The sequence below is a fragment of the Delftia sp. NA_296.1 genome, assembly GCF_052692095.1.
On the sequence record NZ_JBQZGF010000008.1, the window covers coordinates 82876 to 96724 of the forward strand.

Genomic DNA, 13849 nt, shown 5'->3' on the forward strand with positions numbered 1-13849 from the left:
GTTCCGGCTACCGCATAGTTATGGCCTTCATGGGTGCAACTCCATTGTATACGGGGTGTGCGTTGGTGCAAAATGGGGTATATAAGACGCAAGAATATCTGCCAGAATTTCTGGAATGGAAAAACGTCATGGCTTTCGAGGTTTGAAGTTCATCGCGCCTTTTTCCACGGTATGCCACGAAAGGTAAGCCAAACTGGTAGTGATGGCGATGGACAATAGCATGGTACCCATCAACCCCCCAGTTGGCCATAACCATTGCAGAACAGCTTGTTGCGTTGGAAAAGCAATCAGATAGATCCCATAAGAGGGATCGCCCCAACGGCCAAAGGACCTTATCACGGGCGTAGACAGCGAGCCGAGGTAGATGAGAAGGTATGGAACAGCAATCGTGAATCCAAGATAGCGATAGCCGAATTTCCATATCGCCATGCCAACGCACACCAAGATGATGGCAGTCATTAGTGGCCGCTTGCTCCAGAGTGGCTGCAGCATAAACATCGCTGAGCCCAGCAAGAAGTAGACCATCATTTCGCGCTTGACCTTCCAGTCCGCATGAAAATCAGGTCCATATTTGGACTGGTACCAAATGAATGTTGCCAAGACTGCCAGTACCCAGAAAGCCCGCGAGCGCAAGGCACCCAGAACACCGGCGCAAGCAAGAATCACGTAGCACTGCACCTCAAAAGATATGGTCCACAGAGATCCATTGATTGCTCTCGGGTAGATGTTTTTCTCAAAAACTCCGGGTAGCCAGCCCTTGTTTTCCAGCCAGATGTTGGACAGATATTCACGCGTCAATGGAGAGCGCAGATACTCGCTTGGCGGCAGTGTCGTGAGCGACGTTCCCATGACATAGGTCGTGAGAAGAATGACAGCTATGAGTGCTGGCCATAAACGTAAAGCACGGCGTAAGCTGAAGCGCAATAGATGCGGGTCATTGTGCCAGCTTGCGGTAACGAGGTAGCCGCTTAATACGAAGAACGCAAGCACTGCAAAACCGCCCAGGGTGTGTATGCCCAGTACCAAAGGTTCGAATTGCCCGGTAAGCGCATGGTGGTGACTGACGAGAACCGCCAGTGCCGCAACGATTCGAATGGCATCGAAATTGTTGGTGTGGGAAACGGGCCGATGAAGATTGGGGGTGCTTGCTGTCATGCCTATGGTATGGTCTGTCTTTGGTCAGTTTCCGGATTGCAACGCCAACCCCGCATGCTCGCGCAGCGGATGGAAATGGATCTTCGGAAACCGCTCCTGCGCCAATCGCACGTCATAGGGTGACGTGCACAGATAGGCCAGCGTATCGGCAGCATCGCGCGCCATGCGCAGCGGGTAGGCGTTCTCGAATTCGCGCAGTTCGGCCGGGGTGTCGGCCGTGATCCAGCGGGCGCCGGTGTACTGGCAGCCTTCCAGGCGGATGTCGCAGTCGTATTCGGCGTTCAGGCGGTGCTGGACGACTTCGAATTGCAGCTGGCCCACGGCGCCCAGCAGCATGTTGCCGCCGGCCTCGGGCTTGAAGACCTGGATGGCGCCTTCCTCGCCCAGCTGCATCAGGCCCTGCTGCAGCTGCTTGGTGCGCAGCGGATTCTTGAGCACCACGGTCATGAACATTTCCGGGGCGAAGAAGGGCAGGCCCGTGAATTGGAGGTTGGTGCCGTCGGTGATGGTGTCGCCCAACTGAACGCCGCCGTGCGTGGTGAAGCCGATGATGTCGCCCGCATAGGCTTCCTCCACGGCTTCGCGGCGCTGGCTCATGAAGGTCACGACCGATGTGGGGCGCAGCTCCTTGGCAGTGCGCTGGACCTTCATCTTCATGCCGGGCGTGTACTTGCCCGAGGCCACGCGCACGAAGGCGATGCGGTCGCGGTGGTTGGCATCCATGTTGGCCTGGACCTTGAAGACCACGCCGGAGAAGCCTTCGTCCTCGGGCTGGATGATCTTTTCCACAGGCTGCTTGTTGACCAGCAGCGAGCTTTTGCGGGGGCCGGGCGGGGGCGACATGTCCACCACGGCATCCAGCACTTCCATGACACCGAAGTTGTTCACGCCGGAGCCGAAGAAGACCGGCGTGAGCTTGCCTGCCAGGAAGGCCTCGTGGTCCCAGGGGGCCGAGGCGCCCTGGGCCAGTTCCATGCTTTCCAGCGCATCGTCGAAGGACTGGCCGAAGCGCGCGCGCAGCTTGTCGGCCTCGGCCAGGGGGATGGCCTCGAAATCCTGCGGGCGGCGTTCGCTGCCGGGCTGGAACACCGTCATGGTCTGGGTGAGCAGGTTGATGATGCCGCCGAACTGCCGGCCCTGGCCCACGGGCCAGGTGACGGGGCAGCAGGGCATGCCCAGTTCGCGCTCGACTTCGTCGAGGATGTCCAGCGGATCGCGCACTTCGCGGTCCATCTTGTTGACGAAGGTGATGATGGGCGTGTCGCGCTGGCGGCAGACCTCGATCAGGCGGCGGGTCTGCGATTCCACGCCGTTGGCGGCGTCGATGACCATCAGCGCCGAGTCCACGGCCGTGAGCACGCGGTAGGTGTCTTCCGAAAAGTCCTTGTGTCCAGGGGTGTCGAGCAGATTGACCACGTGGTCGCGGTAGCTCATCTGCATGACCGAGCTGGCCACCGAGATGCCGCGCTGCTTTTCGATTTCCATCCAGTCGGAGGTGGCATGGCGGCTGGCCTTGCGGCCCTTGACGGCGCCCGCGATCTGGATCGCGCCCGAGAACAGCAGCAGCTTTTCGGTCAGCGTGGTCTTGCCCGCGTCGGGGTGGGAAATGATGGCAAAAGTCCGGCGGCGCCGGGTTTCCAGGGCGTAAGTCAAGGGGAAATCCAGGAGATGGGCTGTCGAGAGCGCACGGGTGTCCGGCACCCGTGGCGAATCGGCGCATTTTACAGAGCGTGGGCAAAAGATGGCTTTTACACGGTGTCCCTGATTGGCCCATGCATTGACCTGCCGCCTGGGGGCTGTTACGACCTGTTTTCGTGCGCTGACGAAATCATTATGGGAATGAGTACCAGCGGCATGGTGAAGAAAAGCAGTAAGTAACGATATTCGCCTGCCGAAGCGAATGCAGCGATACCTGCCAGTTGAAACGCCAGGGGAATTGTCACAAGCAGGGCTGGCAGGTCCTTGCCGCGGCAACTGCGCCACAGCAGCAAGGCCAGCAGGCCCATGCCCAGCCAAGGTGTCCACAGCAGCCACCGCCAAGCGTAGCTATATCTGTGCACGGCGCGCAGTGCCTGTTCTGCCTGGTCCAGCCCGAACCGGCGCATCTGCGACTGTGTCTGGGTGCGCTTCAGGACGTATTGCGCATAGTCGAGCGCAGGAAATCCACCCTGCGCAAGCGCCGCAGCCAAAAAAACGTTCACACGGCTGGCCACCACGTCCGGCAGGTTGTGCCACAGGTTGTAGCGGAAGAATTCCTGCACCAGTTCCTTGCGCTGGTCCTCGGGCAGCCCGAAGAGCTGGGGGCCTGACGGATGGAACACCAGCATGTCCCAGTAGGCTGGGTCCGAGTAGGTGAGCAACAGCTCCCGGGGGCGGTAGCTGTCGAGGATTTCCAGGGTGCGCGCGGAAAGCTTGGGCTCCTGCAGTACCCAAGGGTCGTTCATGAGGGGCTGCTTTTGCCATAGATCGTTCATGGCCCTGGGCTGGAGCAGCTTGACGGTCTCGAAGAGGACCAGTGAATCCGTGGCGCTTTGCGCGGTCGATTTGTGCAATTGGGTTCCTGCATAGACCGTGGCGCACCAGAACGCGATGATGGTCCCGAGATACCAGCGGCTGCGGCGGTCGGCGAGAAACAGGGCCAGCATGGCAGGTGCCAGGAAAACGATCCCGTTGGCGCGCACGAACACGGCGAAGGGCAAGGCAAGGGCAATCACGGCCAGGGATGCCCGACTGTGCTGGCGCCGGCTGCACAGCAGCCAGAGCTCGAACAGCAGCGCGCAAGAAGCCACGGCGAAGATGGCGTCCGGGTACAGCGTGCCTGTGAAATAGACCATGTGCGGCGCCGCGCAGATGAAGAGCAGCAGAAAGACGCACAGCGCGCGGTGCCGCGAGGTCCAGTACCAGCCCAGCATGCGGGCGAAGAACATGGCACACAGCAATATCAACGCGATGATGGGTACTTCCACCAAGTGGGTGGCGCCGTAGGTGAGACGGATGAAGTAGTACCACAGCACCCCTTTGCCGGAGCGGAATTTGTCCGGGTTGTCCACTTCCATGAGGACGGCCGCACTGTCCTCGCCCAGCACGCCGGGCCAGAAGATCAGCAGCCATCCCAGGTACAGGAGGCTGAGCAAACCCCAGAAACGAAGGAAAGTCCTGCCATCGGTTGCCTGGCCTGTCGTGGAAGTGTTTTTCACTGGGAGTGCAGGGGTCATAAGGGTGGGATGGCAGAGCGTGAAGGGCGGGGTTCTGAACCGTTCGATAAGAGGCATTGGTGGACATCTTGATGCCGTCTTGATACGGCATGCCGCAATCTCAATCCGCTTTTGACAGCCCCGGCCCTAGAGTTTTCCCCATCGCAACAACAGGTGCCGCAAAGCGGTGCCGATGCGGGAGAAATTCCTATGACCCTGACCGAAATCACCGGATGGCTGGGCGCCTTGGGCGCCCTGGCTCTGTTTGTCTACCTCGGATACGCATTGCTGCGGCCCGAGCAGTTCTGAGGTGGCGCAGATGCAAGACCTTATCTTTATCGCCCTGAGCCTGGGCTGCTTCGGGGGCCTGCTGGCCTTCGTGGCGGCGCTGGGCCGGATTTGACTGCCTGAAAGGAGACCGCCATGTGGTTGACCTGGATGGAATATGCACTGGTGCTGCTGGTGATGACGGCGCTGGCCGTGCCCATGGGGCAGTGGCTGGCACGCTGCTTCACGAGTGAGCACCATGTCTGGATCGAGCGGCTGAGCTTTCGCGCCCTGGGCGTGAACCCGGCCGAGCACATGGGCTGGCAGCGCTACGGGCTGGCGCTGCTGCTGTCCAACGGCGCCATGCTGCTGCTGGGCTATGCGCTGCTGCGCGCGCAGGGCTGGCTGCCGCTGAATGCGCTGGGCAATGCGGCACAGACGCCGGATCTGGCCTTCAACACGGCCGCGTCCTTTGTGACCAACACCAACTGGCAGGCGTATTCGGGCGAGAGCAGCCTGTCCAACGCCACGCAGATGGTGGCCATCACCTTCATGATGTTTGCGGGTGCTATCACGGGCGTGGTCGCGGCTGCGGGCTTCATCCGCGGCCTGGCGCGCTCCAGTGCGTCGGACCTGGGCAACTACTGGGTGGACTATGTGCGCGTGCTGTGGCGCGTGATGCTGCCGCTGAGCTTTGTGGTGGCCCTGGTCTATGTGTGGCAGGGCGTGCCGCAGGCGCTGGACGGCCAGGTCTGGGCGACGACGCTGGAGGGCGCGCGCCAGCAGATCCTGCTGGGCCCCGTGGCCAGCCTGGAGAGCATCAAGCACATCGGCACCAACGGCGGCGGATTCTTCGGCATGAACGCGGCCCATCCGTTCGAAAACCCCACGCCGCTGACCAATGCCATCCACATCCTGGGCATGCTGCTGATTCCCTCGGCCATGACCTATGCCTTCGGCTCCATGCTGCTGCGCCGCCGCCAGGGCTGGGTGCTGTTCGGCGCCTGCCTGGTGATGTTCGTGGGCTTTCTGGCGCTGGTGTTCACGGCCGAGCAGGCCGGCAATCCGCTGCTCACGGCCGCAGGTGCCGACCAGCAGATCAGCGCCACCCAGCCGGGCGGCAACATGGAGGGCAAGGAGCTGCGCTTCGGCATCGCCGACACGGCGCTGTTCGTGGCCACGACCACGGCCGCGACCACGGGCTCGGTCAATGCCATGCATGACTCGCTGACGCCGCTGGGCGGGCTGGTGCCGCTGGCACAGATGATGCTCAACTGCGTGTTCGGCGGTGATGGCGTGGGCCTGATCAACCTGCTGCAGTACGCCATCCTCACGGTCTTCCTGGCCGGCATGATGATCGGCCGCACGCCCGAGTTCCTGGGCAAGAAGATCGAAGCGCGCGAGATCAAGCTGGTGATGCTGGCCGTGATGGCGCACCCGATCTCCATCCTGGGCTTCACGGCGTTGGCTGCGGTCTGGCCCGACACCATGGCCAGTCTGACCAACCGGGGGCCGCACGGCTTCTCGGAGGTGCTCTATGCCTATGCCTCGGGCACGGCCAACAACGGTTCGGCCTTTGCGGGCCTGAATGCGAACACGCCGTTCTTCAACACCACCATCGGCCTGGCCATGCTGGCGGGCCGGTATCTGACGCTGCTGCCCATGCTGGCCCTGGCCGGCAGCCTGGCGGCCAAGCCCACCGTGCCTGCGGGGCCGGGCACCTTCCCGACGGCCACGCCGCTGTTCATGGGGCTGCTGGTCTTCGTGGTGGTCGTGGTCGGCGGGCTGACCTTCCTGCCTTCGCTGGCCCTGGGGCCCGTGGTCGAGCAGCTGCAGATGCTGTCAGGACAGGTCTACCCCTGAATCCCTGAGCCAGCTGAGCCCTTTTTTTCTTGGTCGCCGGTTCTGCCTTGGCAGGGCCGCGCGGCGGAGGTTTCGAGATGCAAGTTCAAACACATACTTCCGGCCCCTTGCCGGTGCTGCGCGCTGATGCGCAGGCCCAAGCGCAGGCCGTTCCAGGCGGGCTGCGCTCGCTGTTCGGCCCCAGCCTGCGGTCGGCACTGTTCGTCGCCGTGGTCACGGGCCTGGCCTATCCGCTGGTCACCACGCTCGTGGCCCAGGCCGCGTTTCCCAAGACCGCCAATGGCAGCCTGGTCATGCGCCAGGGCTCGGTCGTGGGTTCGGCCCTGATCGGGCAGGAGTTCGCTTCGCCGCGCTATTTCCAGGGCAGGCCCAGCGCCACCACGGCGCCTGATCCCGACAAGGCCGATGCCACGGTGGCCGCGCCTTACAACGCTGCGCTGTCGGCCGCCACCAACCAGGGGCCGACCCATGCGGCGCTCAAGGAGTCCGTGGCGGCGCGCGTGGCGGCCTACCGCGAACTCAATGGCCTGGCTGCAGATGCTGCGGTGCCTGTGGATGCCGTGACGGCCTCGGCCTCCGGCCTGGATCCGCACATCTCGGTGGCCAATGCCGAGCTGCAACTGCCGCGCGTGGCCCGCGAGCGCCAACTGCCCGTGGCCAAGGTCCAGGAACTGTTGCGCCAGCAGGTGGAGCCGCGCGTGCTGGGCCTGCTGGGCGAGCCGCGCGTGAACGTGCTGCAGCTGAATCTGGCGCTGGACGATCTTTCGGCCGCGACGCTGCAGCCTGCGGCAGTCCATGCCGCCAAGGAGTAAGCCATGTCGCGCAAAACTGCTTTGTCCCTGTTCGATCCTTCGCTGGTGCGCCAGGCGCTGGGTGACTCCGTCCGAAAGCTGGCACCCAGCGCGCAATGGCGCAACCCGGTGATGTTCGTGGTCTACCTGGGCGCCATCTTCACCAGCCTGCTCTGGGCCCAGGCCCTGGCGGGCGAAGGCGAGGCGCCTGCGGGCTTCATCCTGGCGATTGCGCTGTGGCTGTGGTTCACCGTGCTGTTCGCCAACTTTGCGGAGGCGCTGGCCGAGGGGCGCAGCCGCGCCCAGGCCGCCAGCCTGCGCAGCATGAAGCGCAGCACCGTCGCCAAGAAGCTGGAGCAGGCCAACTACCAGAGCCGCTGGCATCCCGTGGGTGCCGAAGAACTGCGTTCGGGCATGTGGGTGCTGGTGGAGGCCGGCGACACCGTGCCGCTGGACGGCACCGTGATCGAGGGCGTGGCCTCGGTGGACGAGAGCGCCATCACCGGCGAATCGGCCCCCGTGATCCGCGAGGCCGGCGGCGACTTCTCTTCGGTCACCGGCGGCACGCGCGTGCTGTCGGACTGGCTGGTGGTGCAGATCACCGTCAATCCCGGTGAGTCCTTCCTCGACCGCATGATCTCCATGGTGGAGTCGGCCCGCCGCCACAAGACGCCCAACGAGCTGGCGCTGACCATTTTGCTGGTCGGGCTGACGCTGCTGTTCCTGCTGGTCATCGTTACGCTGCGGCCCTATTCGTCCTTTGCGGTGGAGCTGACGGGCAGCGGCCAGGTCGTGGGACTGACGGTGCTGGTGGCGCTGCTGGTGTGCCTGATCCCGACCACCATCGGAGGCCTGCTGTCGGCCATTGGCGTGGCGGGCATGAGCCGCATGATGCAGGCAAACGTGATCGCCACCTCGGGCCGCGCCGTGGAGGCGGCCGGCGACGTGGACGTGCTGCTGCTGGACAAGACCGGCACCATCACGCTGGGCAACCGCCAGGCCAGCGAGTTCCTGCCCGCGCCCGGCGTGACGGCCGCGCAACTGGTGGATGCGGCGCAGCTGGCCTCGCTGGCCGACGAGACGCCTGAAGGCCGCAGCGTGGTCGTGCTGGCCAAGGAGATGCATGGCCTGCGCGAGCGCGACCTGGCCACGCTGCATGCGGTCTTCGTGCCCTTCACGGCCCAGACGCGCATGAGCGGCGTGGACATGCCCCAGCCGGACGGCGCCACGCGCAGCCTGCGCAAGGGCGCGGCCGACGCCGTGCGCCGCCACGTTGAATCCCTGGGTGGCCAGTTCCCGCCCGCCATGCTCAAGGTGGTGGAGGATGTGTCACGGCGCGGCAGCACGCCGCTGGTCGTGGCCGACGGTGCCCGCGTGCTGGGCGTGATCGAGCTCAAGGACGTGGTCAAGCACGGCATACGCGAACGCTTTGCCGAGCTGCGCCGCATGGGCATCAAGACCGTGATGATCACGGGCGACAACCCGCTCACGGCGGCGGCCATTGCGGCCGAGGCCGGCGTGGACGACTACCTGGCCGAAGCCACGCCCGAGGACAAGCTGCGCCTGATCCGCGAACATCAGGCCGCCGGCCGGCTTGTGGCCATGACCGGCGACGGCACCAACGACGCACCTGCCCTGGCCCAGGCCGACGTGGCCGTGGCCATGAACAGCGGCACCCAGGCGGCCAAGGAAGCCGGCAACATGGTGGACCTGGACAGCAATCCGACCAAGCTCATCGAGGTCGTGGAGACCGGCAAGCAGATGCTGATGACGCGCGGCGCGCTGACCACCTTCAGCGTGGCCAACGACGTGGCCAAGTACTTCGCCATCATCCCGGCCGCCTTCGTGGGTACCTATCCGCAGCTGTCGGCGCTCAACGTCATGGGGCTGGCCAGCCCGGGCTCGGCCATCCTGAGTGCCGTGATCTTCAACGCGCTGATCATCATCGTGCTGATCCCGCTGGCCCTGCGCGGCGTGCCCTACCGTGCCATCGGTGCCTCGGCCCTGTTGCGGCGCAACCTGCTGATCTACGGCCTGGGTGGCCTGGTCGTTCCCTTCATCGGCATCAAGCTGATCGACATGCTGCTGGTGGCTCTGAACCTGGCGTGACCCTGTGCGGCCCGCCTGCCCGGCCGGGCAGGCCCCGCTTTGCTCTTCTCTTCAAGAAAACCAAGATGAAATCCGTTTCTTCCATGACGGCCGCTGGTGCCGTCCCCCATTTCTCCCTGGCCGCACTGCTGTCGCTGGCGGCCGCATCCTGCCATGCGCAGGCCGAGACCTCCCCCGTCAGCGCTGCCAGCGCCGCTGCCCAGGAATCGCCCGCACCCGCCTACGCCCTCACCGGCAGCGTGGCGCTGCTCAGCGACTACCGTTTCCGTGGCATCTCGCAAAGCTGGATGGGGCCGGCGCTGCAGGGCGGGCTGGAGCTGTCGCTGCCGCGCGGCGCCTACCTGGGCGTGTCCGGCTCCAGCGTGTCGCGCCACAGCTATCTGGATGGCCGCGCGCTGGAGCTGGACCTGTACGGCGGCTGGCGTACCGAGCTGCTGCCGGGCTGGACGGGCGACATCGGCCTGCTGCACTACAACTACCCCGGCGCGCGCGTGCCCCGCGGGGATGGCAGCGGCGGCGTGCGCTACGACACCACCGAGGCCTATCTGGGCGTCACCAACGGCGGCTTCAGCGCCAAATGGTCGCTGGCGCTCACGCCTTACTTCGGGCTGCGCGACAGCACGGCGGCCACGGCCTTTGCCGAGGCGCTTCCCGGCAGCGGCAGCTCACGCGGCAGCAGCTATCTGGACCTGAACTACCAGCACCCGTTGGGCGACTGGGCCGTGCTGGGCCTGCATGCCGGCCACACGCAGGTGCGCAACTACAGCGAACTGTCGTATGCCGACTGGCGCGTCTCGCTGGCCCGCAGCTGGGGACCGTGGACGGCCACGCTGGCCTGGGCCGGCACCTCGGCCGACACGCGCTACTACCGCGCGGCCAACGCGGCGGGCCAGATGCAAAGCCTGGGCCGCAGCGGCTGGGTGCTGTCGCTGTCGGCGGCGTTCTAGTGTGGGAGCACGCTCTGGTGCTAGGCTGAGAACCATGCCCATTTCGTCCTCTGCCGAGCCGGCGCCGCCCGGTCTGCCGCGCCCCGATCCCGACGCCCTGGTCGCGCGCCTGCGCCATGAGCGGGCGCAGGAGGGACGGGGCAAGCTGCGCATCTACTTCGGATCGAATGCAGGCGTGGGCAAGACCTACGCCATGCTGGCCGCCGCCCAGCGCGAACGCCAGGGGGGCCGCGAGGTTCTGGTGGGACTCGTGGAAACCCATGGCCGCAAGGAAACGGCGCAGCAACTGCATGGCCTGGAGCAACTGCCGCTGCGCGAGCTGCCGCATCAGGGGCGGACGCTGCGCGAGTTCGACCTGGATGCGGCGCTCGCGCGGCGGCCGCGCGTGCTGCTGCTCGATGAACTGGCGCACAGCAATGCGCCGGGTTCGCGCCATCCCAAGCGCTGGCAGGACGTGCAGGAGCTGCTGGACGCAGGCATCGATGTCTGGACCACGATCAACGTGCAGCACCTGGAAAGCCTGAACGACGTGGTGGGCGGCATCGTGGGCATCACGGTGCGCGAGACCGTGCCCGACCAGATCTTCGACGATGCCGACGAGGTCATCGTCGTCGACATCTCGCCCGACGAGCTGCTGCGCCGCTTGAAGGACGGCAAGGTCTACATGCTGGAGCAGGCCGAGCGGGCCTCGCGCAACTTCTTTCGCCGCGGCAACCTGCTGGCGCTGCGCGAGCTGGCGCTGCGCCGCACGGCCGATCGCGTGGACGAGGACATGCGCGACTACCGGCGCGAACGCTCCATAGGCACGGTCTGGCCTGCGCGTGAGCGCCTGCTGGTGGCCGTGGCAGGACACGCGGGCGACGACGCCCTGGTGCGCCAGGTCGCGCGCATGGCGCGCCGGCTCGATGCGGACTGGATGGTGGTCTACGTGGACGCGCCCCAGCGCCAGCACCGCCCACGCAGCGTGCAGGCCGCCGTGCTCAAGACCCTGGCCCTGGCCGCGCGCCTGGGGGCCGAGACGGCTACGCTGCCGGGCGCCGATGTGGCCGAGGCCCTGGTTGCCTTCGCGCGCGAGCGCAACGCCAGCCGCCTGGTGCTGGCCCAACCGCCGCGCCCGGCATGGTCGCCCTGGCGCTGGTGGGGCCGCAGCCTGCCCGACCGCATCACGCACCTGCATCCCGATATCGATGTGCTGGTGCTCTCCGGCGGCTCCAGCGCGGCCCGGACCGAGGCCGCTCCTGCCGCGACTTCCGCGCTGCCGCGGCGCGCACCGCTGCCGTGGAAGGGCTATGCCGGCGTCACCCTGGCCTGCCTGGCCGCCACGGCGCTGGCCGAGCAGCTGCTGCGCGTCTTCGACCCGGCCAACGTGGTCATGCTGTTCCTGCTCATCGTCGTGCTGTCCTCGCTGCGCTGGGGGCGGGGCCCCGGTGCCTGGGCCGCGCTGCTGTCGGTACTGTGCTTCGACTACTTCTTCGTGCCGCCGCGCGGCTCCTTCCATGTCAACGACACGCAGTACCTGTTCACCTTCGTGCTGATGCTGGGCGTGGCCCTGGTCTGCGGCCAGCTCATGGCGCGGCTGCGGCATGAGGCGCGCGTGGCGGCCGAGCGCGAGCGCCGCGCAGGCGCCCTGGCACGGCTGGCGCGCGATCTGTCGGGCGCGCTCACGCAGGAGCAGGTGGTGGAGATCGCGCTGCGCACGGTCTCGGGCGTGTTCGACGCCCAGGCCGGGCTGCTGCTGCCCGATGCCGACGAGCGCCTGCGGCCCGCGGGCGGCGGCCCCTGCCCCATGGATGACAGCATTGCGCGCTGGGCCATGGACCATGGCCAGCAGGCCGGCCAGGGCACGGACACGCTGCCGGCCGCACCGGCCCGCTATGTGCCGCTGGCGGCACCCGTGCGCATGCGCGGCGTGCTGGTGCTGCAGCTGCGCGCGCCGCAGCGCCTGGAGGTGCCCGAGGAGCAGCGCCTGCTGGAGGCCTGTGCCAGCCAGGTGGCGCTGGCGCTGGAGCGTCAGCACTTCGTGGCCGTGGCCCAGCAGACCCAGATCGCCATGGAGGGCGAGCGCATGCGCAACACCCTGCTGTCGGCCGTCTCGCACGACCTGCGCACCCCGCTGACCACCATCCTGGGCGCGGCCGAGGCCGCGCAGCGCCATGTGCCGCCGGGCGGCGCGGCCGACATGCTGGAGCAGGTCCGCATCCAGGCGCAGGCCATGCAGCGCCTGGTGGAGAATCTGCTGGACATGGCGCGCCTGCAGCAAGGCGGCGTGCACCTGCAGCGCGAATGGCTGCCGCTGGACGAAGTGGTGGGCAGCGCGCTGCGCCAGATGCGCGCGCGCCTGGGCCAGCATCCCGTGAGCACCGACGTGCCCGCCAGCCTGCCGCTGCTGCAGCTCGATGCCCTGCTCATGGAGCGCGTGCTGGTCAACCTTCTGGACAACGCCGCCAAGTACACGCCGGCCGGCACGCCGCTGGCCATCAGTGCGTGTGTGCAGGATGGCGAACTGCTGCTGTCCGTGCGCGATGGCGGGCCGGGCCTGCCATCCCACCTGCCGGTGGAGACGCTGTTCGAACCCTTCACGCGCGGCACGGCCGAGTCCACCGTCTCGGGCATCGGCCTGGGCCTGGCGCTGGTGCGCAGCATTGTCGAGGCGCATGGCGGGCGCATCGAGGCTGCCGCCGCACGGCCCGGCCCGGGCACCATCTTCACGCTGCGCTTTCCCGTGCCCGAGCAGCCTGCGCTGGATTAGAGTCCCGCCATGCACGAAAGCACTCCATGAGCACGCCCGCCAACCGCATCCTGATGATCGAGGACGACCCCGGCATCCGCCGCTTCGTGCGCCTGGTGCTGGAAGACGAAGGCTGGCAGGTCTTCGAGGCCGACAGCGCGCGCCGTGGCCTGATAGAGGCGGCGAGCCGCCAGCCCGATCTGGTCATCCTCGACCTGGGCCTGCCGGACGCCGATGGCAAGCAGGTCCTGACCGAGCTGCGCGGGTGGTCCTCCGTGCCCGTCCTCGTGCTCTCCGCGCGCGAGCGTGAGGACGAGAAGGTGGCCGCATTGGATGCCGGCGCCGACGACTACCTGGTCAAGCCCTTCGGCGTGCCCGAGCTGCTGGCCCGGCTGCGCGTGATGCTGCGCCGCCGCCAGCAGCTGGGCGCCGCCGGTGGGGCGGGCGGCACCGCCGCGTCCAGCAAGGTGCACTTCGGCCCGGTGCAGGTGGACCTGGCCACGCATGAGGTGCGGCGCGCGGGGCAGTTGGTGCACCTCACGCCCATCGAATTCCGCCTGCTGGCGGCCCTGATCGCCGCCCAGGGCCGTGTGATGACCCACCGCCAGCTGCTGCTGCAGGTCTGGGGCCCCGAGTACCTGAGCCGCGCCCACTACCTGCGCGTGCACATGGCCAATCTGCGCCAGAAGATCGAGGACGAGCCGGCCCAGCCGCGCCACCTGGTGACCGAGCTGCAGGTGGGCTACCGGCTTGTGGGGCTGGGCGGTGAGGCATCCCCGGGATCGGTATAATCGG

10 protein-coding genes are annotated in these 13849 nt (G+C 66.5%); 7 read left to right on the forward strand and 3 right to left on the reverse strand.

All coding sequences use genetic code 11. The annotated features are described in order from the left end of the window. Positions 1 to 126 precede the first annotated feature (126 nt). The 3 genes from ACUTR7_RS19845 to ACUTR7_RS19855 form a co-directional block, all read right to left on the reverse strand. The gene (locus ACUTR7_RS19845) at positions 127 to 1155 is read right to left on the reverse strand and encodes an acyltransferase family protein (RefSeq protein ID WP_445609625.1); all 1029 of its coding nucleotides are present in this window, start codon (positions 1153 to 1155) and stop codon (positions 127 to 129) included. Positions 1156 to 1179: 24 nt separating this feature from the next. Further along, on the reverse strand, positions 1180 to 2808 hold the full coding sequence (locus tag ACUTR7_RS19850) for a peptide chain release factor 3 (protein ID WP_192368250.1): 1629 nt from the start codon (positions 2806 to 2808) through the stop codon (positions 1180 to 1182). A gap of 146 nt (positions 2809 to 2954) precedes the next feature. After that, a complete protein-coding gene (locus ACUTR7_RS19855) occupies positions 2955 to 4352 on the reverse strand; it encodes a hypothetical protein (protein WP_445609626.1) in 1398 nt (465 codons plus the stop codon). A 207-nt stretch (positions 4353 to 4559) separates the two neighbouring features. Between ACUTR7_RS19855 and kdpF the strand changes: the two genes are divergently transcribed. From kdpF to ACUTR7_RS19890, 7 genes are all read left to right on the forward strand, one after another. Next, positions 4560 to 4658 carry a K(+)-transporting ATPase subunit F gene (kdpF, locus tag ACUTR7_RS19860; protein ID WP_034397326.1) on the forward strand — a complete coding sequence of 33 codons (99 nt, stop codon included), beginning with the start codon at positions 4560 to 4562 and terminating at the stop codon, positions 4656 to 4658. A gap of 114 nt (positions 4659 to 4772) precedes the next feature. After that, a complete protein-coding gene (gene kdpA / locus ACUTR7_RS19865) occupies positions 4773 to 6479 on the forward strand; it encodes a potassium-transporting ATPase subunit KdpA (protein ID WP_445609627.1) in 1707 nt (568 codons plus the stop codon). Between the two features lie 77 nt (positions 6480 to 6556). Next, positions 6557 to 7291 (forward strand): K(+)-transporting ATPase subunit C, encoded by a 735-nt coding sequence (kdpC, locus tag ACUTR7_RS19870; RefSeq protein ID WP_043820205.1) that lies wholly within the window; start codon positions 6557 to 6559, stop codon positions 7289 to 7291. Positions 7292 to 7294: 3 nt separating this feature from the next. After that, positions 7295 to 9379 carry a potassium-transporting ATPase subunit KdpB gene (gene kdpB / locus ACUTR7_RS19875; RefSeq protein WP_097205631.1) on the forward strand — a complete coding sequence of 695 codons (2085 nt, stop codon included), beginning with the start codon at positions 7295 to 7297 and terminating at the stop codon, positions 9377 to 9379. Between the two features lie 83 nt (positions 9380 to 9462). Further along, positions 9463 to 10326, forward strand: coding sequence for a TorF family putative porin (locus ACUTR7_RS19880; protein WP_445609752.1), 864 nt, complete (start codon positions 9463 to 9465; stop codon positions 10324 to 10326). Positions 10327 to 10360: 34 nt separating this feature from the next. After that, entirely contained in the window at positions 10361 to 13075 is a 2715-nt protein-coding gene (locus ACUTR7_RS19885) for a DUF4118 domain-containing protein (protein ID WP_445609628.1), read from the forward strand. A 26-nt stretch (positions 13076 to 13101) separates the two neighbouring features. Next, positions 13102 to 13845 (forward strand): response regulator, encoded by a 744-nt coding sequence (locus ACUTR7_RS19890; RefSeq protein WP_202758777.1) that lies wholly within the window; start codon positions 13102 to 13104, stop codon positions 13843 to 13845. Positions 13846 to 13849 lie beyond the last annotated feature (4 nt).